General features: G+C 45.6%; 19 protein-coding genes and 1 other annotated feature. Of the genes, 16 read left to right on the top strand and 3 right to left on the bottom strand.

Annotated elements, in window-relative coordinates:
• Positions 1 to 354: 354 nt before the first annotated feature.
• The 12 genes from rny (at position 355) to AOU00_RS23070 (ending at position 12,327) form a co-directional block, all read left to right on the top strand.
• Entirely contained in the window at positions 355 to 1,899 is a 1,545-nt protein-coding gene (gene rny / locus AOU00_RS23015) for a ribonuclease Y (RefSeq protein ID WP_013309958.1), read from the top strand.
• A 76-nt stretch (positions 1,900 to 1,975) separates the two neighbouring features.
• Positions 1,976 to 2,770 carry a TIGR00282 family metallophosphoesterase gene (locus tag AOU00_RS23020; protein WP_069291742.1) on the top strand — a complete coding sequence of 265 codons (795 nt, stop codon included), beginning with the start codon at positions 1,976 to 1,978 and terminating at the stop codon, positions 2,768 to 2,770.
• Between the two features lie 129 nt (positions 2,771 to 2,899).
• Complete coding sequence (locus tag AOU00_RS23025; RefSeq protein ID WP_007430104.1) at positions 2,900 to 3,160, top strand: stage V sporulation protein S; 261 nt, start codon at positions 2,900 to 2,902, stop codon at positions 3,158 to 3,160.
• Positions 3,161 to 3,283: 123 nt separating this feature from the next.
• A complete protein-coding gene (locus AOU00_RS23030) occupies positions 3,284 to 4,336 on the top strand; it encodes a dipeptidase (RefSeq protein ID WP_069291743.1) in 1,053 nt (350 codons plus the stop codon).
• Between the two features lie 183 nt (positions 4,337 to 4,519).
• Positions 4,520 to 5,608, top strand: a complete 1,089-nt coding sequence (locus AOU00_RS23035) for a low temperature requirement protein A (protein WP_069291744.1) — start codon at positions 4,520 to 4,522, stop codon at positions 5,606 to 5,608.
• A 143-nt stretch (positions 5,609 to 5,751) separates the two neighbouring features.
• Positions 5,752 to 6,324 carry a phosphate propanoyltransferase gene (pduL, locus tag AOU00_RS23040; RefSeq protein WP_013309962.1) on the top strand — a complete coding sequence of 191 codons (573 nt, stop codon included), beginning with the start codon at positions 5,752 to 5,754 and terminating at the stop codon, positions 6,322 to 6,324.
• 297 nt (positions 6,325 to 6,621) lie between these two features.
• A complete protein-coding gene (miaB, locus tag AOU00_RS23045; RefSeq protein WP_013309963.1) occupies positions 6,622 to 8,175 on the top strand; it encodes a tRNA (N6-isopentenyl adenosine(37)-C2)-methylthiotransferase MiaB in 1,554 nt (517 codons plus the stop codon).
• 81 nt (positions 8,176 to 8,256) lie between these two features.
• On the top strand, positions 8,257 to 8,709 hold the full coding sequence (locus AOU00_RS23050; RefSeq protein ID WP_023988245.1) for a YlbF/YmcA family competence regulator: 453 nt from the start codon (positions 8,257 to 8,259) through the stop codon (positions 8,707 to 8,709).
• Between the two features lie 121 nt (positions 8,710 to 8,830).
• Positions 8,831 to 9,253 (top strand): PaaI family thioesterase, encoded by a 423-nt coding sequence (locus tag AOU00_RS23055; protein ID WP_069291745.1) that lies wholly within the window; start codon positions 8,831 to 8,833, stop codon positions 9,251 to 9,253.
• 65 nt (positions 9,254 to 9,318) lie between these two features.
• On the top strand, positions 9,319 to 10,107 hold the full coding sequence (locus tag AOU00_RS23060; RefSeq protein WP_155765278.1) for an NUDIX domain-containing protein: 789 nt from the start codon (positions 9,319 to 9,321) through the stop codon (positions 10,105 to 10,107).
• Between the two features lie 67 nt (positions 10,108 to 10,174).
• Positions 10,175 to 10,741: a cysteine hydrolase family protein gene (locus AOU00_RS23065; protein ID WP_069291747.1), complete on the top strand. Its 567-nt coding sequence runs from the start codon at positions 10,175 to 10,177 to the stop codon at positions 10,739 to 10,741.
• 122 nt (positions 10,742 to 10,863) lie between these two features.
• Positions 10,864 to 12,327 (top strand): nicotinate phosphoribosyltransferase, encoded by a 1,464-nt coding sequence (locus tag AOU00_RS23070; RefSeq protein ID WP_023988249.1) that lies wholly within the window; start codon positions 10,864 to 10,866, stop codon positions 12,325 to 12,327.
• Positions 12,328 to 12,393: 66 nt separating this feature from the next.
• Here AOU00_RS23070 and AOU00_RS23075 read toward each other — a convergent pair whose 3' ends face one another.
• Positions 12,394 to 12,909, bottom strand: a complete 516-nt coding sequence (locus tag AOU00_RS23075; protein WP_039273566.1) for a MogA/MoaB family molybdenum cofactor biosynthesis protein — start codon at positions 12,907 to 12,909, stop codon at positions 12,394 to 12,396.
• 262 nt (positions 12,910 to 13,171) lie between these two features.
• Between AOU00_RS23075 and AOU00_RS23080 the strand changes: the two genes are divergently transcribed.
• The 3 genes from AOU00_RS23080 (at position 13,172) to AOU00_RS23090 (ending at position 16,857) form a co-directional block, all read left to right on the top strand.
• Positions 13,172 to 13,501 (top strand): four-helix bundle copper-binding protein, encoded by a 330-nt coding sequence (locus AOU00_RS23080; RefSeq protein WP_023988251.1) that lies wholly within the window; start codon positions 13,172 to 13,174, stop codon positions 13,499 to 13,501.
• A 77-nt stretch (positions 13,502 to 13,578) separates the two neighbouring features.
• Positions 13,579 to 13,837 (top strand) — a binding site (T-box leader).
• 59 nt (positions 13,838 to 13,896) lie between these two features.
• Positions 13,897 to 15,627, top strand: a complete 1,731-nt coding sequence (argS, locus tag AOU00_RS23085) for an arginine--tRNA ligase (protein WP_069291748.1) — start codon at positions 13,897 to 13,899, stop codon at positions 15,625 to 15,627.
• Positions 15,628 to 15,888: 261 nt separating this feature from the next.
• The gene (locus AOU00_RS23090; RefSeq protein ID WP_061829413.1) at positions 15,889 to 16,857 is read left to right on the top strand and encodes an S-layer homology domain-containing protein; all 969 of its coding nucleotides are present in this window, start codon (positions 15,889 to 15,891) and stop codon (positions 16,855 to 16,857) included.
• Positions 16,858 to 16,980: 123 nt separating this feature from the next.
• On the opposite strand, the gene AOU00_RS23095 is transcribed toward AOU00_RS23090, so the two are convergent.
• Together AOU00_RS23095 and AOU00_RS23100 are read right to left on the bottom strand one after the other, a co-directional pair.
• Positions 16,981 to 19,065, bottom strand: a complete 2,085-nt coding sequence (locus AOU00_RS23095) for an ABC transporter ATP-binding protein (protein ID WP_061829412.1) — start codon at positions 19,063 to 19,065, stop codon at positions 16,981 to 16,983.
• The gene (locus AOU00_RS23100; RefSeq protein WP_069291749.1) at positions 19,065 to 20,822 is read right to left on the bottom strand and encodes an ABC transporter ATP-binding protein; all 1,758 of its coding nucleotides are present in this window, start codon (positions 20,820 to 20,822) and stop codon (positions 19,065 to 19,067) included. The genes AOU00_RS23095 and AOU00_RS23100 overlap by 1 nt, the downstream gene beginning before the upstream one ends.
• Before the next feature lie 50 nt (positions 20,823 to 20,872).
• Here AOU00_RS23100 and AOU00_RS25985 point away from each other — a divergent pair, with 50 nt between their 5' ends.
• On the top strand, positions 20,873 to 21,073 hold the full coding sequence (locus AOU00_RS25985) for a hypothetical protein (RefSeq protein WP_231109418.1): 201 nt from the start codon (positions 20,873 to 20,875) through the stop codon (positions 21,071 to 21,073).
• The last annotated feature ends 149 nt before the right edge of the window (positions 21,074 to 21,222 follow it).

Raw genomic sequence — 21,222 nt, forward strand, 5'->3', positions numbered from 1 at the left:
CTTTGGCTAGTATGAACGGATAGGATGAGCTAGTTATTACAGGGAAAGCTGCATGGTAGTCTACTAATGTTTGCATTCCCTTGACAATGCCATTTGTCAAATAATAAAATATATATGAAACGATACTTGTGGAACGCCCTTTTTCCTTCCAAAAAAGCGGAATCCACGGGTGAGTTCTCATCGCCAAATAACAAGTGATGCCGCTATGCCAGGCGGAATTGTACATGTGAAAGCATGTGCATATGAAATGAAACGACCTTGTGTCGTTGTCTTAGTTTGACGATCAAAGTAAATGTGACAATTGCAAAAAGTCCCAAGGAATGCCTTGGAGGAACCAACGGGGAGGTGAACAGTATGATGACTGCGATCTGGTTCGTTCTCGTTGCTGTAGCCGCGTTATTCTTTGGGTTCGGGATTGGTTATTTTATTCGCAAATCTATTGCAGAAGCTAAGATCTCCAGTGCGGAAGAAGCTGCCGCGCAAATCGTGGAGAACGCGAAAAAAGAGGCAGAAGCGCTGAAGAAGGAAACGGTATTGGAAGCGAAAGATGAAATCCACCGCATTCGTGCCGAAGCTGAAAAAGAAACTCGTGAACGTCGCAATGAAATTCAACGACAGGAACGAAGATTGCTGCAAAAAGAAGAATCGCTGGATAAAAAATTGGAATCGCTGGAACGCAAAGAAGAACAAGTGGCCAACAAAGAGAAACGAATCGATGAAACCCAGCAGCAAATTGATTTGATTTACAAGAGTCAGGTAACTGAGTTGGAACGTATTTCCAATCTGACGATGGAGGATGCAAGAAGTATTATTCTGACCAACGTAGAGCAGGAAGTTCGTCATGAAACAGCTCAGATGATTAAAGAAATTGAACAGCAGGCCAAAGAAGAAGCGGACAAAAAGTCTCGTGAAATCATCACACTGGCCATCCAACGCTGTGCGGCAGATCATGTAGCAGAAACGACGGTTTCTGTTGTCACATTGCCGAACGAAGAAATGAAAGGCCGGATTATCGGGCGCGAAGGCCGTAATATCCGTGCACTTGAAACCCTTACAGGAATCGACCTCATTATTGATGATACGCCGGAAGCTGTTATTTTGTCCGGATTTGATCCGATTCGTAGAGAGATTGCGCGTACTGCGCTTGAAAAGCTCGTAGCGGACGGACGGATACATCCGGCTCGTATTGAAGAGATGGTGGAAAAATCCCGTAAAGAGGTGGACGAACGAATCCGTGAGTATGGTGAGCAGGCCACCTTTGAGGTGGGCGTGCATAGCTTGCATCCGGATTTGATCAAGATCTTGGGACGTCTCAAGTTCCGTACGAGTTACGGACAGAACGTATTGAAGCACTCGATGGAAGTTGCATACTTGACAGGTCTGATGGCCGGGGAACTGGGCGAAGACGTTGTACTGGCAAGACGGGCAGGATTGCTGCATGACATCGGGAAGGCGCTGGATCACGAAGTGGAAGGATCGCACGTTGAAATTGGCGTGGAACTGGCGAAGAAGTACAAGGAACACCCGGTCGTCATCAACAGCATTGCTTCACATCACGGCGACTGCGAAGCGACTTCTGTGATCGCCATGCTGGTTGGGGCGGCAGATGCCCTGTCAGCAGCAAGACCGGGAGCGCGGCGTGAAACGCTAGAGACGTACATCCGTCGTCTTGAGAAGCTGGAACGCATCTCCGAATCTTTTGAAGGCGTTGAAAAATCATACGCGATTCAAGCCGGACGCGAAGTTCGTGTCATGGTACAGCCAGAGAAAATTGATGATGCGGAAGCATTCCGACTGGCCCGCGATATTACGAAAACGATTGAGAATGAACTGGACTACCCGGGACATATCAAGGTTACCGTCATACGCGAGACCCGTGCGGTAGAATACGCAAAATAAAAGCATTTCAATGAAAAGTGGCCGCTGCTTGTAGGGCCACTTTTCATTATGTAAGGCAGACTAGGGAGGGCTTTCTATCAACGTATTATTTATTGGAGACATCGTCGGCAGTGTAGGCAGAAAGGCATTGAGGGAGAATCTCCCTTCGCTAAAATCAAAATACAACCCGCATGTTATTATCGTGAACGGAGAAAATGCGGCTTCGGGAAGAGGAATTACCCCAGCCATCGCCAGAGAATTTTTTGATTGGGGCGTTCATGGGATTACGATGGGAAATCATACTTGGGACAATAAGGAAATATTTGATTTTATAGATGATGAGCCACGGATCATCCGCCCGGCTAACTTTCCACCAGGAACACCAGGCCGGGGGTATACCGTTGTAAAAGGTGGAGGTAAAGAGCTGGCTATTGTTAATCTGCAAGGTAGAACCTTTTTGCCAGCTATTGACTGTCCATTCCGTGCAGCAGATGAAATTGTCGATGAACTACGGAAAAAACATAAGCATATCCTAGTTGATTTTCACGCCGAAGCAACCTCGGAAAAAATCGCTATGGGTTGGCATTTGGATGGACGTGCTTCAATCGTGGTAGGTACGCACACACATGTACAGAGTAATGACGATACGATTTTGCCACAAGGAACTGCGTATCAGACAGATGCGGGAATGGTAGGTCCTTATGAGGGAGTGCTTGGGATGCAGAAAGAGGCTGTGTTACAGAAATTCCAGACCCAGCTTCCGGTACGTTTTCAAGTGGACATGGGCAAATGGCACTTTCATGCCATCAGCGTAGAACTGAATGACAGTGATGGAAAAGCCCGCAAAATTCAGAAAATCAGACTTAAAGAAGATGAATGGCGGATGGATTAACTTTTTTGTGAGCTACTTAAGGAAAGAATAAGGAAAACTGTCACCAAAAAGCAGGAATTATTTGCTGACCCTCGAATAACATCTAATAGTGGAATCAAACCATCATCATTCCCAGGGGAGGTACTTACTATGGATGTATTAAAAGTATCAGCAAAATCCAATCCCAATTCAGTTGCAGGCGCACTCGCAGGAGTACTGCGTGAACGCGGAAATGCAGAATTACAGGCGATTGGAGCGGGTGCACTAAACCAAGCCATTAAAGCGGTAGCCATTGCCCGGGGATTTGTCGCACCAAGCGGAGTGGATTTGATTTGTATTCCTGCTTTTACAGACATTGTTATTGATGGAGAAGATCGGACTGCGATCAAATTGATTGTAGAACCAAGATAATAAATGTAAGTTGCCTGAGCCTGTTTACGATTTGTAAACGGGCTTTTTTGCATTGTGAGTCTGTTACTATGGTTTTTTAAAATAAATTTGTAGTGCTTCAATCTATAAATGGAGGTAAGATGCATGAATGATAAGCTAAAAGTGAATTGGCCTGTTGTAGACTTTCATTGTGATGTGTTATGTAAAATGCAGCTGGATGCGCAGATCGATTTCAGTCATCCATCGCTTGATGTCACAAAAGAACGTTTGCTAGAAGGTAACGTGCAGTTGCAAACGTTTGCTATATATATTTCACAGGTATTGGGCATGCCAAGATTTGAGCATGTGGTTCGTCAAATTGAACTGTTCAGGCAGCATGTTACCTCTATCTCAGGTGGGTTGAGACCATTGCTGTGGAAGGAAGACTTGGCAATGTGTGTGCATCAGATGGAGCAAGTAAAACAGGTAGGAGAAGAGAAGCGCACGGAAAAGTTAACGTATGTGGATGGTAAGGGGACGGATCATACATGGGCACCTTGGGCTTTGCTCTCACTGGAGGGGGTAGATGCGCTGGAAGGGAGCCCGTTTTATGCAGAATTGTGCTATGCAATGGGAATACGATTGATTGGGCTGACATGGAATTATGCGAACTGGGCGGCTGACGGCATTATGGAACATAGAGGAGGCGGGCTGACTAGCAAGGGGCGTGATTTGGTCAATCGCTGTAATGACCTGGGACTGCTGCTAGATGTGTCGCATTTGTCCGTACAGGGCTTCTGGGAGGTGTTGGAGGAGGCTGCTCTACCACCCATCGCCTCGCATTCGAATGCCTTTGCGAGATGTGCTCATCCTCGTAATCTACGGGATGAACAGATTCGTGCACTGATCGCTCGTAACGGACGGATTGGTTTGACCTTCGTCACGATGTTTCTCAAAGAGCAGGGTACGGTAACCGCTGAGGATCTGCTACCGCACATTGAGCATATTTGTTCATTAGGCGGGGGAAGGCATTTGATGTTTGGGTCTGATTTTGACGGTATCGAGCACCATGTGCAAGGGCTGGAGCACTCGGGTAAATATCCGGTTTTTGCAGAACTGCTGCTGAAGCATTACCCTGAGGAGCTAGTCAAGGGATGGCTGGGAGGACATGCGCTGGAATACCTGCAAACGAATTTGCCTTCCAAAATGTCTTCTTAAATAGCTATTTACTAGGAGTTATTATTGGCTGCGAATACCTTGACAAAGTGAGAAGGATTACGAAATAATTGGAGCAACTTAGAATTTCATGGTGCTAAAATAAGCATAAATACGGCAGACGTTGGAGCAAGACTGACGGGACACCATGCTGCACCGCCATATCAGAGGGGGCTCCATTACACAATGTTAATAAAGAAGGTTACTTGGCTTGAGCTCTTTTATGACTTATTGTTCGTAGCTGCTGTCTCTAAGGCCACTCATGTTTTACTACATGTTGAGCATGGTAGTATTTCGTGGGAACATATGGAAAAGTTTATTATGATTTTTATCCCAATATGGTGGGCTTGGGTGGGGCAAACGGTCTACAACAATCGTTTTGGGCAAGACAGTATAACGCATCGAATTTTTATGATCCTGCAATTGTTTTTCGTGTTGATCATGACCGCCAGCCTTAATATAGATTTTGATGCGTATTATGTATCTTTTTTTGTTGGCTATATTGGGTTAAGAGGTTTAACTGTCGTTCAATATTTACTTTCGGCATCCAAAGAAACGGCTCATAAACAGGAAACAGCTCGTTTTTTTGGTACCTATTTTTGGATTGGAATAGTCATCTCTAGTTTCTCCCTCTTCTTTGATTCTTGGGTTCGATATTTGATTTTATATACCGGTATAGCTATTGATATCCTCGTTCCTTTGATTGGCCGTAAAAAGTTGGTGATCACACCAATCCATACGGAGCATCTTTTAGAACGCTTTGCACAGTTCACCTTAATTCTGCTTGGCGAATCTGTGATAAGTATGCTTTCTGTTTTACAATCCGATCATTTTACGGTTTCTTCTGTTGTATTTGCTGCTTTGGCTTTTGTATTAGTCATCGCAATCTGGTGGCAATATTTTGAGAATATGGAGAAGCGCGTAGATAAATCAAAACAATCAGCAGGCCAGACTATTATTTATGGTCATTTGTTTATTTATCTTTCCCTTAGCATGCTAGCTGCTTCGATTCAGCTCTTGTTTTTGGGACAAGTAGACTATATCTTTGTGCTTTGCTTTACCTTTGCTTCTGTTTTTATTTACTTTTTGTCGGCTTTGCTGGTATTTCATCAGTACAGATTAAGTCATCTTAAACCTCGTCTCAGAGTCGTTTTTTTCTTGACTGGAATACTCTGTGTCCTGTTTATCCTTAATATATTTATTGTCGTTCCCCCTCATCTCATCGTAGCTGAAATCATGCTTTTCTTTCTCCTGTTCGCTAAAACGACGGTTTGATCCGACTTTATAGGGAGGATATTTAACGCTGATTGGGGCGAAAAAGGGAACTTTATGCGCTCTCCTTTTCTTTCTTGGCAAAATAGGAGTATAATAGCATGGATGTGTAAAGTATTGTATAGAGAAAAAGGAGTGACCACACGATGAGTAAAATCGTACCTGTCGGCGTTTCCGCCCGTCATATTCACCTGACTCAAGAGCATATTGAAATTTTGTTCGGAGCAGGCTATCAATTAACTGAATTTAAACCTTTGTCCCAACCAGGACAATTTGCCGCAAATGAAACGGTAGCTGTAATTGGTTCTAAGGGCCAATTTGATAAGGTTCGTATTTTGGGACCTGCTCGTCCCGCTTCCCAATTGGAAATCTCTCGCACTGATTCCTTTGCTATTGGTGTAAAAGCACCTGTACGCGAATCTGGTAGCATTGATGGTACACCAGGAATCACGGTAAAAGGACCAGCTGGTGAAGTGGAACTGCAAGAAGGCGTGATTGTAGCAGCCCGCCATATTCATTTCCATACATCTGATGCAGCTAAATGGGACATTAAGGACAAGCAGTTGCTGAAAGTACGTGTCGGCGGCGAACGTGGCCTTGTATTTGAAAATGTTCTTGCACGTGTGTCCGATTCTTTTGCTTTGGATATGCACATTGATACAGATGAAGCGAACGGAGCCGGTGTGAAAAACGGTGACAACGCTGAAATCGTAGACTAATATACACGTATTTAAATGCCGGAAGGCTTAAAGAGTCCGATTCTTGCAAAAGAATCGGGCTTTTTACATACTATATAATTCATAAATACTTCACTTATGTAAAAAAAGAACATGAGTTCACATTGACTTCATGGTATCTGCGGCTGATCTATGGCGATGGCCTATAAATCATGCTATAATTTAGTGTAATGCCTTTTTTAAAGGTTTTTTAGAACTTAAATAAATTTACCCATGCCTAAAGATACAGTAAATCACAAATTAGCTCGTGAAATAGATGGTGTAAGGAGTGACTAAGGAATGGAAAAGAAAACAAAAGATTACTCCAAATATTTTGATTTCTCGGATGCGAAGATTATTTCTGAAGATGAGCATAGCAAAAAGATCCGCATTCGCGGACGTGAAATCAACATTATGGCGGAGCCGAACCATAGAAAAGAAAAGCAACGCGGTAAAGAGGACGTACAAGTATTGTATGATAACGCAGTCCCGGATGAGCTCAAGCATATCGGTGAGGGAAAGCATTATATCGTATACACATTTGGTTGCCAAATGAACGAGCATGATTCCGAAACCATAAAGGGCTTGCTGGAGCAAATGGGCTACCAGGCAACCGAGGATCGGAAGGAAGCGGACATCATTTTACTGAACACTTGTGCTATCCGTGAAAATGCGGAGGATAAAGTGTTTGGCGAGCTGGGTCACCTCAAGCATCTCAAAACAGAAAAGCCAGGACTGCTGCTTGGCGTGTGTGGTTGCATGTCACAAGAAGAGAATGTCGTTAACCGGATTATGCAAAAACACGGTTTTGTCGATATGATTTTTGGTACCCATAATATTCATCGTCTGCCTCAGCTCGTCAAGGAAGCACTCTTTAGCAAAGAAATGGTGGTCGAAGTGTGGTCTAAGGAAGGCGACATTATCGAAAACTTGCCGAAGAAGCGTGAGGGTATGCGGGCTTGGGTGAACATTATGTACGGTTGTGATAAATTTTGCACCTATTGCATTGTTCCCTTTACACGTGGTAAGGAAAGAAGCCGTCGTCCAGAGGATGTAATCGCTGAGGTGCGGGATTTGGCACGTCAAGGCTTTAAAGAAATTACCTTACTGGGGCAGAATGTTAACGCTTATGGCAAGGATTTGAAAGATTTGAATTACAGATTCGGGGATCTGATGGATGATATGCGCAAAATCAATATCCCGCGTGTACGTTTTACGACATCACATCCACGTGATTTTGATGACCATTTGGTTGAAGTGCTCGGTAAGGGTGGCAATTTGGTGGAGCATATCCATCTGCCTGTTCAATCCGGTAATACGGATATATTGAAGAAAATGAACCGAAAATATACCCGTGAGCGTGTTCTGGAACTGGCCGCGAAGATTAAAGCAGCTGTTCCGCATGTTTCTCTGACAACAGATATCATCGTAGGTTTCCCTGGTGAAACAGACGAGCAGTTTGAAGATACTCTATCTCTGGTACGCGAGGTCGGCTATGACTTTGCCTACACATTTATTTATTCACCACGTGAAGGTACGCCAGCTGCTTCGATGGAAGATAATGTGCCTATGTCGGTCAAAAAAGAGCGTCTCCGGCGTCTGAACATTGCTGTGAACCAAAACAGCCTTCGCTTTAATAGTCGATTGCGTGGCGAAGTGGTTGAAGTGCTGGTGGAAGGCGAGAGCAAAAATGACAGCAAAGTGCTTGCCGGTCGGACCCGTTCCAATAAGCTTGTACATTTTGAGGGTTCTAAGGACCTAATCGGTTCCTTTGTTCAAGTGAAAATTACGGAACCTATGACCTTTTACATCAAAGGTGATCTGGTTGAAACGGCCGTAGCAGTTAACGGATAAAAGAATTTCTAACGGGTTGCATGCGGTCTGAGTAAAGGGCTGTGTGCAAGGCCGTCTAAGTGAGAAAAGGAGCGATGGGCAATGACAGAGGAGCGGTTGCAACAAACAGAACTTCAATCGGCGGCGCGCCAGCATGATCATTTGGTCAATCGCGAAATGATATTGGCAAAAGCCAAAGAATTGGCAGGTATTTTGGGTAGCAGTGAGGAAGTGCAGGTATTCCGGAAAGCAGAAGAAAAGATTCAGGATCATGGGCGCATCCAGCAACTGATTGCAACGATGAAAAAGAAGCAAAAGGAAATTGTAGCATTTGAATCCTTGAAGAATCAAAAAATGATTGCCAAAATAGAGGCCGAGCTACAGGAGCTACAGGAAGAGCTTGACGGTATTCCAATTGTCACGGAGTTTCAGCAGAGTCAGGTGGAAATTAATGAACTACTGCAAATGGTAATCATGGCGATCCGTGATACCGTTGCTGAGAAGGTGAACGTAGAAGAGGGGAAAAGCACTTCTTCGTCGAATTGCAGTGATTAGAATGAAATCTATGGTGTGGAGGCGTAGCTTCCACGCCTTTTTTTCGAAAGCAATTTACTATCGTATGTGTCTATAAGACATCAAGAGAAATGGGACAACATCGAAGGGATGGAAGCAAGGAATGGATAAGTTGGGTAAGATGCTAGAGGGAGAAAATAATACTTTTTGGGAGTATTTAGGGTGTGAGCTGATTGCAGCTGATGCAAACGAGGTACAGATCGCTTTGGAGGCCAAACAAGAGCATACCAATGTGATGGGTATTGTCCATGGGGGTGTACTTACTTCATTGATGGATCAGGCGATGGGGATGGTTAGTATGGCTTCACGAAATATGGATCCATGTGTAACGACGAACCTGAATGTTCATTTCTTGTCAGCCATGAAGCAAGGACGACTGGAGGTTAGGGCGCGAATTCTTCATCAAGGAGGTCGCACTATAACCACTGAGGCGGAAGTAAGAGATAGTGAAGGCACACTCGGTTCTACATCTACAGCAACCTTCCGAGTATTACGTACACAAGCAAGTGATTCAGGCAAGGCCTGACACTTGACAAAAATTTTTATTATGTCATAATGAATTTATCAAAACGATATAATATGGTGATGCCAATGGATAGCAAGCGTATAAACGAAGAGGCGCAAAAGGCGTCGTACAACATTAAGAAATACCGTACCCCGGATGGAGCTCCAGCGGATATCGTTATGTTTACCTTAACGAAGCGGGAGCGCAAGACGGTAACAAAGACATTGCCTATTCGAGAGCTGAAAGTGATGCTCATCAAGCGCCGCAGTTGGCCGTTTGCAGGACGCTGGGCGTTGCCTGGAGGGTTTTGTCAGGAAGATGAATCTATGTATGGAGCTGCCAAGAGGGAGCTGTTAGAGGAAACGGGTGTGGACGGCGGGCATCTGGAGTATTTGGGTGTATATAGTGGACCGGGACGTGATCCGCGCGGGTGGATTATATCACATGCATTTTTTGCGCTGGTAGAAGAATGGATGTTGGAACAGCGTCAGGCGGCCGATGATGCTTCCGAGGTCGGGTTATTCACGATCCGCGAAGCGTTGGAGGAATTGGAGCTGGCATTCGATCACCGGGATATCATAGTAGATGCTTATCGCAAAATTCAGTTACAGATGCTTCAGACGACGATCGCCAAGCAGTTTTTACCGCTACATTTTACACTGGGTGAATTATATCAGGTGATTCAGAGTGTCGTACCGGATTTCGAAGAGCCAAACTTTATTCGCAAAATAACATCGACTCGTAGCAGGCAGGGAATACTGGAAGAGGTGCGTGATGAGAACGGCAAACCGCTCAGTTCCAACCAGTATTCACAAAGACCTGCACAGTTGTACCGTTTTAGTGACAGAGTACCGCGTTTATCTATCTACACGTAACGTCTAATGTAATAGGTTACGCATAGAATGTACAATTTCACTTTGAGGATAAGGAGCTGACCGTACGATGCAGGCACTAATTGTTATTGATTACACGAAAGATTTTGTGGACGGTAGTTTGCCTGTAGGACAACCTGCGATTGAGTTGGATGAACGGATCGCAGCAATTACGCAGGCATACGTGGATCAAGGGGATTTTGTTGTCATGGCTGTGGATTTGCATGAGGAGAACGACCTTTATCACCCGGAGAGCAAGCTGTTTCCTCCACATAATATACGTGGAACCAACGGACGACATTTGTTTGGCAAGCTTCGTAGCCTCTATGAGCAACAAAGTGATCTTATCTACTGGTTGGATAAAACACGGTACAGTGCTTTTGCGGGCACAGATCTGGAGCTCAGGCTGCGTGAACGTGGTATTCTGGAAGTTCATCTGATTGGTGTGTGTACAGATATATGTGTGCTGCATACGGCTGTAGATGCTTATAACAAAGGTTTTGCTATTACTGTATACAAGGACGCTGTGGCGAGCTTTAATCAAGCTGGACATGATTGGGCTTTGGGTCATTTTGAAGGAAGTCTTGGAGCCGCGGTACGGTCGGCTGAGGATACGGTTTTACGTCAGAAGAAGTAAAATAACTTAACGATTGTGCACTAATGTCCGATAACAAAATGGAGCCGGATATTGCTGAATCTGGGCAGATGAGGCGGTACGCTGCACCACAAACCTGGGGACAGTCAGAGAGGATGATTACGATGCAGTCAACGAGCCTCGCATTACATACAGATAAATATCAGATTAATATGATGTACGCCCATTGGGTGAACGGAAGTCATCAGCGTAAAGCTGTGTTCGAGGCGTATTTCCGTAAACTCCCTTTTGGTAATGGATACGCCGTGTTCGCTGGTCTGGAACGCATTGTGAATTATATTGCAAATTTGCGGTTTACAGAAGAGGACATTCGCTACCTGTCTGAACAGGAGGAGAAATACGATCCCATGTTCATGGAGGCGCTTCGCCAGTTTAAGTTTGGTGGAACGGTCCATTCGATGAAAGAAGGAGCACTTGTTTTTCCAAACGAGCCTTTGGTACGTGTTGAAGGAACGATTATGGAAACGCAGCTTGTCGAGACGGCATTGCTGAATTTTATGAACTATCAGACGCTCATTGCGACAAAGGCATCACGCATCAAGCAGGTGGCAAGTGACGATACACTGCTTGAATTTGGAACACGGCGTGCGCAGGAAGCTGACGCAGCGATTTGGGGAGCACGGGCAGCTTATGTGGCAGGTTTTGACGCGACTTCTAATATGCTGGCAGGCGAGCACTTTGGAATCCCGACGAAGGGGACACATGCCCATTCATGGGTGCAGACCTTTATGACGGAGCAGGAGGCGTTTGACGTGTATGCGAAGGTTTTACCAGACCAGGTTACACTGTTGGTAGACACCTTTGACACGCTGGAAAGCGGTGTTCCTCATGCGATTCGGACAGCAAAAATGCTGGAGAGTCAGGGCAAGCGTATGAATGCAATCCGTCTGGATAGCGGTGACTTGGCTTATCTATCCATTCAGGCGCGGGAAATGCTCGATGCTGAAGGCTTAGATTACGTACAAATTGTAGCTTCCAATGATTTGGACGAAAATACGATTTTTAACCTGAAAGCCCAAGGGGCACGTATTGATGTATGGGGTGTAGGAACACAGCTTATTACGGCTTCAGATCAACCATCGCTCGGCGGGGTGTACAAGCTGGTTGAACGAGAAGTGGATGGCGAAATGTTGCCGACGATTAAGATCTCGGGTAACCCAGAAAAAGTATCCACACCAGGCAAGAAGGATGTATATCGCATTGTGGATAAGAAGAAAGGGAGAGCTGTAGCCGATTATATTTCTTTCCCGGATGAAGAGCGTCCGCGTAATGGTAAGCGCCTGAAGCTGTTTAACCCTTTACATCCGTATATGAAGAAGTATGTAGAAAATTATGAAGCCGTGCCAATGCTTGAGCCTATTTTTATAAATGGACAGAAGGTATATGAGCTTCCTGAGCTGGATGAAATTCGTGCCTACCATACTTCACAGTTGAAACTGTTTTGGCCAGAATATTTGCGGAAGCTGAACCCTGAAATTTATCGTGTAAATCTGAGCGAGAAGGTATGGGAGCTGAAGCAAAAGCTGATCGACAGCTATATGCAGCCCGAAGTTGAAGAAAAAGAATAGTTGGAAGAAGCACCTCATGAATGTATGGGGTGCCTTTTTGTGTCGCGGCATGTAGGAAATAGGAGCTTATTTATAAATTTCTCTCATCACATGTCGTAGCTCAGGGACAATAATGCGTTCCATTGCCAAACGAACGGCTCCGCGTGAGCCAGGCATAGAAAATACAGCTGTCCGACCCACAGTACCAGCTACAGCCCGGCTTAATATAGCTGCTGAACCAATGTCCTCAGCAAAGCTTAAATAACGGAAGATTTCCCCAAAGCCAGGTAGTTCCTTATCCAGTAGAGAGGAGACGGCTTCATATGTAGTATCACGTGGAGAAATACCGGTACCGCCTGTCAAAAGTACAGCCTCGATGTCATTCTGTGCCGCTGCTTCGGATACTAACTGCTGAATACCTTCGTAGTCATCCTTGACGATGACATATCGAACAACCTTATATCCATTGGTTTCTAGTAGATCCATGAGCAATTGTCCCCCGGTATCTGTTTCCACGGTACGTGTGTCCGAGACAGTCACGACCATGCAATTAACCTGTTGCGGGGATTCCTGTCGATGCTCCTCTACGGAAGACATATTCATTAAAATGTTCACTCCTTGATCGATGGTTAGACATACACTTTTTACAATAGAGCAATGACTGAGTGTATGCAAGTCAGAAACAGGGGCTAAAAATCCATGTGATTAATATCCTTGCACTTACATACTGGAATATAGTACACTTCCTTACATAAGTCGGGATTGTTTTGTTTTTATTTTATTGTAAGCGCGCACATCAAATGATTAATCTCAAGGATCAGCGGGTAATAGTACAGCAGGGTCAACAACTGGGAGGTAATGTAATATGAATCATTCATACCAACAATGCGTGGATGCTTGCCTGGAATGTATGAACGCTTGCAATGTATGTTACGTAGCGAGTTTGAAGGAATATGATTTAGCTATGCTGCGTGAATGTATTCGAGTGAGTAGGGAATGTGCAGAAATATGCGGATTTGCTGCTCAAATGCTGCAGCGCGGAACGGATTTTGCCGAGCAAATCTGTGAGCTGTGCGCCAAGGCCTGTGAGGTATGTGCTGCTGAATGCAGCAAGCATTCCCATGATCATTGCAAACATTGTGCAGAAGCCTGCCGTCGTTGCGTTCAGGCATGCCGCCAATTGGTGGCAGTGTAATTACATATATGGAACTAGTGCCTGAAGAGGAAATAAAAGATTGCTTTCTACTGAATAGGTTTGTATAATAATTGGAATTAACGTCATGGAACGGGAGAGTAGCAGCGGAGCCGTATCATTACAGCGAGCCGGAAGAGGTGGAAGCCGGTATGAGGTCCGATGTGAAGCGCACCCGGGAGACGGTTGATCCAACGAGCAGAATTTCTAGTAGATCAGCCCGGCAGACACCGTTATTAGTCATTGGAGTGAAATCGCGATTTGTGTAAGTTAGCTTTAGCTGCACAACCGATTTACGAAGAGTGGTACCGCGGGGATATTGAAGTTCTCGTCTCTTGAATTATTTCAAGAGGCGGGAGCTTTTTTTGTTAGATTCTATAAAAAGAAGGAGAGAGATCATGTTAGTGAGGATTGCTGCTCAAGCGATATTGGCCCATACGGGCTTGGAGGAAAAAGAAATTTTATCTTTATTCGAGGTGCCTCCGCAGCCTGAATGGGGAGATGTAGCGTTTCCCTGTTTTGTGCTGGCTAAGAAGTTTCGAAAGTCTCCGCAGCACATTGCAATGGAATTAGCGGAGGTAGTGAGCCATGAAGAAGGTTTAACTGCTTCAGCATCGGGTGCCTACGTAAATATAACATTGGATCGATCGGTTCATATTCCGCTTATGCTTGCTGAGTTGAGCAAAGCTGATTTCCTCAGGCCCAATATCGGACACGGACAGCGGGTGGTCATTGATATGTCTTCGCCCAATATTGCCAAACCGTTTGGTATTGGTCATCTTCGCTCTACTGTTATTGGTGCTGCCTTGTATCGCATACTTGGTGAAACCGGATATGTCCCAATTAGTGTGAATCATCTTGGAGATTGGGGAACACAGTTTGGCAAGCAAATTGCGGCCTATAAAAGATGGGGAAATGAGGAGCAGCTACAACATGATCCGATTGGTGAATCGCTGAAACTGTATGTGCGTTTTCATCAGGAGGCCGAGCATGATCCAACTTTGGAAGATGAAGGCCGCGAGTGGTTCCGACGTTTGGAGCATGGGGATGCTGAGGCTCAACAACTATGGGAGTTTTTTGTTGAAGTCAGTCTGGGTGAATTTGATCGTATGTACCAGCGCCTGAACATTACATTTGACCATGTGCTGGGAGAAAGTTTTTACAATGATAAGATGCAGGCAGTTGTTGCTCAATTAAGAGCAAAGGGATTGCTGGAGGAAAGTGATGGCGCGCTCGTAGTTCGTCTGGAAGACGAGGAACTGCCGCCATGTCTTATTCTAAAAAAGGATGGGACTACCATTTATCCGACACGTGATCTGGCAACAGCGATTTATCGTCATGAAGTGATGAAGGCTGATCGGCTTCTGTACGTCGTTGGTGGGGAACAGAAGCTGCATTTCCAGCAGGTGTTTGCGGTGCTGAAACATGCAGGAGAGGCATGGGCGGAGCAGTGTGAGCATGTGCCGTTTGGATTAATGCGGTTTGCGGGTAAGAAAATGTCTACAAGACGTGGAAAAGTTGTCAAACTGGAAGAGGTGCTGGATGAAGCTATAGCCCGTGCTCAAGCCATCATTACTCAGAAGAATCCCGATTTGCAGGAACAACAGGCAGTAGCAGAGGACGTTGGTATTGGGGCGATTATTTTTGGTGACTTAAAAAACAACCGGCTGAATGAAGTGGATTTTTCGTTGGAGGAGGCGCTGACCTTTGAAGGTGAGACCGGGCCTTATGTGCAGTATACTCATGCGCGCATACGCAGCCTTCTGGAGAAAGCTCATGCTCGCGCCGATGTTGATGTTATTACTAATTCTACCGACAACGCCCTTGTCCAAGATAGCCATTCTCGTGATTTGAATGACATATCGGATGAAATGTTTGGTGACGCAGGTTGGGCGCTGCTTAAGCAGTTGGATCGTTATCACGGACAACTGATACGTGCGGCTCGCCAACTGGAGCCTTCGGTTATTGCGAGATTTGCACTGGATACGGCCCAGGCGTTCAACCGTTTTTACGCCAAGGAAAGGATTGTCGATGGTGGACGCTGGCGTATTCAATTGGCGGAACAAACTGCGGATATTCTGGCATGCGCGCTGCAACTTCTTGGTCTGAAAGCACCGAATCGGATGTAAGCAAAGAGAACAAAGGGGAGCGAGGTTTGCCGGCGGGATACTGCTACCCAGATCCGGTTCTTCCAAGGGGATACTGTAAAAGGTAATCTGTTACAGGCACTTTTGGGTATGTATAAAGATTGTGAGCAGAAAAGAGTTAGACGGGTTACACTAATCGCAGGTATTCCACTGTTTTGCAACCAATTTGTGCATATTTGAAACATTTGATGCTTTTATTGCGTCGGTAAGTATAGAAGCAAAGTAAACATGGAGGTGTATCTCATGAAAAAAAATAAAAGCGTGGCAGTTGCCCTGCTTGTCGTCTGCTCATTGGCTGTGGCTACGTCGGCTTCTGCTTTTCGTGATATAAAGGGAGCTGAACAGGAGAAGATCGTAAAGTCACTTCAGGATAAAGGAATTATCCAAGGAATAACCAAGGATAAATTTGCACCGGATCAAACGCTCACCTATGCACAAGGAGTACATTTGGTTGTTCGTGCGATGGATCTTCAGGTAATGCCTGATTTCACAACGGGTTCCTTTGCAAACATTCCGGCTTCCGCATGGTATGCTCAGTCCTATCGGATTGCGGCCCAACACCAAATTCCTTTGTCACCAGATATTGATCCAAGCACCCGTATGACAAGAGAACAATTTGCGAATATTCTGTATAAAGCAGTGAGTGCAACGGGTGAATATCCAACTGTCCGTATGTTAGTTAATGTAGCGGATGGCAAAAAATTAGATCAGGAATCAAACGCAGCAGTTCAATTCCTGCTGTTGACCAAAATTGCAAAATTGGACGAACAGAGCAACTTTAACCCGGATCGTAAAGTAACGCGGATGGAGGCAGCAGAAATGGTCTATAACGCATCCGAATTTGTACAAAGTCATAAAACGGTTGAAGCTACTCCTGAAAATCCGGCTGAGCCTGTAGATCCGGTTCAACAAAATAATATTAGTATGAGCATAGAGAAGACAAATGACCAGCAGAACAAAGTGACAATCACCCGTCTGCAGGCACCTAATCCAGGTTACGGCATTGAAGTGGATCACATCGACTACGTAGATGATACGAATGCAGTAATTTACTACAAGCTGACTAGTCCAAAGCCAGGGGAAATGAATATTCAGGTCATTACGGATACCCACACAAGTACGTTGGTAGACAGCAAGTATAAGGTTACGCTCAAAGCAGTAGATGGAACAGTGTTTCCACCCACAGGAACAGGCACGTCTGTAGCTAAATAAAATTACAAGCCATATGTCCTATATAAAAATAAACCAGCGAGCCTCCAATGTGTAGGAGAGGCTCGCTGGTTTTTTCATGCCAAATGTTCATCGTTAGCCCTAAGCAATTGGGCTATTCAAGCTTTAAATGCTGACTTTGCCAGTAAGCAAGTCATCTTGCGCAGGAGGCGTAGCAGAGATTGAATCTGATTCTGTTGCAACTGTTCCCGACTGGAGCTGATACATTTGGAAGTAACGCCCGCCTTGGGCCATAAGCTCGTCATGGCTACCCCGTTCAACAATTTCACCCCGATGCAGTACCAAAATTTGATCCGCACTGCGAATGGTGGACAAACGGTGAGCAATGATAAAGGTCGTACGTCCCTTCTTGAGCACCTCAAGAGCGGATTGGATGAGCGCTTCCGTTTCGGTGTCAATATTGGCAGTAGCTTCATCCAGAATTAAAATTGCGGGATCAAAGGCTAGTGCACGAGCGAAGGAAATAAGCTGGCGTTGCCCGGCTGATAAGGTGCTGCCTTTTTCAATAACAGGCTCATCGAATCCTTGCGGCAAATGGGCCAGCAATTTGTCGGCTCCAACGTCATGCAGCGCTTTATTCACCTGTTCTCTCGTGATTCGGCTGTCTTCGAGACTGACATTAGAGGCTACCGTACCTGTAAACAAATATGGATCTTGAAGAACAATACCCATATGATGGCGAAGCCATTGCTTAGGGATGTCTTTGACAGACGTTCCGTCAATGGTGATCGTTCCTTTTTGCGGATCATAGAACCGGAATAGCAGGTTGATAATCGAACTTTTGCCTGATCCGGTATGTCCGACAAGGGCAACTGTTTGCCCGGGCTGTGCTGTAAAGGAAATATGTTTAAGTACATCATCCTTTTTGTAGGCAAAGGAAACGTCGTTAAACTCTACCTGGCCTTTGTAGCGCGGCATCGTGCCGTCCGTCACCGGCTCTCCAGTTTCGTCCATCAACTCAAATACGCGTCCTGAGGATACGATGGAAGTATCCAGTACAGCGAGTTGGTTGACCATACCCGTCATAGGTTGGAAGAGTCGTCCCAATACATCGACGAAGGCATACAATACGCCTAGTGAAACAGCACTACCTGTAGTTCCGAGCGCCTCAGATCCAAAATACCACAGCACGACGGCAAAGGCGAGATTTCTCAACACGTTGACTAAGTTGTGCGAAGTGAAGGCGTTCAAATTCAGCATTTTATTCTGATGCTTCATATAGTCATCATTCAGTTCCTCAAACTCTTGCTGCGTTTGTTTCTGGTGGCGGAACACGCGAATAATGGACATCCCTTGAATCGATTCATTGATAATCGCATTAATTTCACTGAGTCTGGACCGAATGATCGTATTATAGCGGGTGGCGACCTTGCGATACAATACAATCCACAAGATCAGTAACGGTACAATAAACAGAGAGATAAGACCCAGTCTGAAGTCCAGCAAAAAGAGTGCAACATATACCCCTGCCATCGTCACAATCCCTGAAGTGAAATTGGAGAGCACAGCCACAAACAAATCTTTGACTGCCTCAGTGTCATTCGTAACACGGGATACGACTTTGCCTGCAGGCAAGTTATCAAAAAAGTAAACTGGCAGCCGCTGGATGTGAGCGTAGAGATCAAGCCGAAGCTTTTGTATGACCTTGTTCGCCGAGGATTGCAGCCAGTATGTTTTGCCGAATTCAGCAAAAATGGAAATAACCAGGAAGAAGCAATACCAGCCAATCAGCTGAAAGATACCGGGCATTTCCGGTTTGTAAAAGCTATACAGTTCATCAGCTGTCAGAGCCTTAGCTTCATAGCGAAAGGTGTCGGAGTCGCGTGTCACAGTCAGCGTTCCGTTTGTGAAGGAGCGGTTACCGTCAGCCACTTGAACCGAGCCATCGACAAATACGAAAGATTTACCAACTTGTAAAATCCTCGCTTCGCGACCTTTAGTCTCCCCGGACTCAAAGCGATCTTCACGCTTAAAGTGGGTTCCAGCATAACTTACAGTGCCGTCCACACGAGTTGTTTCATAAAATGGTTTTTCAATAGCGAGCATATGGTCGTCGATCATCGTTTTGGCGATGAAGGGACCAGCCAGCTCGGCGGCTACTCCGATAGCCAAAGCGATGAGAGCGGCGATAAAACCTGCTTTGCTCGTCAGCGCGTACTGGAATAGCCTTTTGCCGATATTGGGTTTCATTAGGATACCTCCCCTGAGGTCAGATCAGATTCCACTTGTTGCCGTTCATACTGTTGTCGGTACCATCCGTCAGCCTGAAGTAGCTCGCTGTGGGTCCCTTCCTCAATAATGCGTCCTTGCTCCAGCACGACGATCCGGTCTGCATGTTCTACAGCGGAAAGGCGGTGGGTGGAGATCAAGGTTGTTTTACCCGAGCGCTTACGTCGGATATTGTCAATAATCCTTGCTTCCGTCCGGGCATCTACTGCAGATAGTGCATCGTCGAGCAATAGAATATCCGGATCACCGATAAAGGCGCGCGCCAGCGAAACACGCTGCTTCTGGCCGCCGGACAGGGCGATACCTTTTTCTCCGACCAGTGTATCCAGCCCATCAGACAGGGTACCTAAATCCTGGTCGAAGGCAGCAGTACGGATAGCTTCCATAATGTCGTCGTCATCTGCATGAGGTTTTCCGAATTGAATGTTCTCGCGCACCGATTTGGAAAACAAAATTTGCTCTTGCGGCACGTAGCCGATCCAGCTGTGTAGTTGTTCTACTGCAATGTCCTCTAGACGTATGCCGGAGATTAAAATATCACCACTACCCGTCGGATATTCATGTAGTAGCTGTTTGAGCAGCGTGGATTTCCCACTGCCTGTTCTACCGACGACACCTAGCGTTTCTCCGCGTTTGAGCTCCAGACTCACATGTGACAGATTGTCAATAGTAGAGGTAGGGTAACGGAAGGTAACGTCTTTCATCCTGATGGATTCGAGGCGATCCACTGGAACAGGTTGAGCTGCATCTTGAACATCTGGCTGGACATCGAGAGTTTCATTAACTCGGTCCAAGGAAGCGCTACCGCGCTGCATAATGTTAATCAGCTCTCCAATGGCAAACATCGGCCAAATCATCATTCCTAGATACATATTAAAGGAGACCAGTTCGCCTAGCGTGATATCGTTATGAAATACCAGATAAATACCATACCCGAGTCCAATGACGTAGCTAAGTCCTACACATAAACGAATTGTTGGTTCAAAGAGGGCATCCATCCGAGCGACAGCCAGATTTTTACGAAATACATCGTCGGTAATATCGGCGAAACGCTTTTCGTCCATTCGTTCTTGCACATAGGCGCGAATGACTCGGATACCTGCCACGGATTCCAACACCTGATCGTTCATATCACCAAATGCATCTTGTGCCAGTGTGTAACGCTCGTGAACGGCTTTACCGTAAATGCTCATAGCCAGTGCGATAAAAGGTAGGGGCAGGATAGCTGCCAGTGTCAACTTCCAACTGATTAGAGTGCCCATGGCAACTAATACCACGCTCAGATAGACCGTAGAGTCTGTCAGTGTCAGCATGCCGAAGCCCGCTGTACTTGCTACGGAGCGAAGGTCGTTCGTGGCACGAGCCATCAGATCCCCAGTGCGGTTGCGTTCAAAAAATGGAGGGGTCATTCGCAGCAGATGATTCATAAAGCGTGTGCGCAGTAGGCGTTCCACCAGATTGGCACCACCAAACAGCTTGTGCATCCATATGTACGTAATGTAGTAGATGACGGCTAGAATGCCTATGATGTACAAAATATAACGCCAAAGTGAGGACCAGGAAATTGAACCACGCACAATTTCATCAATGGCACTACCAAGCAGCCGAGGTGGAGCAAGCTCCAGCACACCAACGGCTATCAGCAAAAACAATCCAATGGAGTATCGGCTTCGTTCTCTTTTAAAAAACCAGCTCAAATTTTTAAGTACCGAAAACAAGAGGAATCCCATCCTTTCATGATAAGTTCATTCGAGAGTTGTGTACCATTTTGAAGAAACAACAGCGGCTTGCTACCACAAATATGATCCGGCAACAGGCGCAAAAAAGGCATACCGTCCGCAGACGATATGCCTTAAATCTCAATATCATATGGCGCGCAGGTATTTTCAGCACACTCACCACTGAAAAACTGCTCAAACGCAGGCAGCCACTCGTATTAAACCATACAACGCGAATGGCCCAATTTTGAAGGATGCGACAGGGGAGATGCTCCGGTATGAAGTTGTTGTGTTTGTAGATGTGGGTAAAATGCAATAGGAAATTTTAGCACCGGTAACACTCCTTTCTTCCTCAAAATGGGTTCATTCTAACATGAGTAATCGTTCAAATTGGTAATAA

Origin of the sequence: Paenibacillus polymyxa (assembly GCF_001719045.1) — a bacterium.
GTDB lineage: Bacteria > Bacillota > Bacilli > Paenibacillales > Paenibacillaceae > Paenibacillus > Paenibacillus polymyxa_B.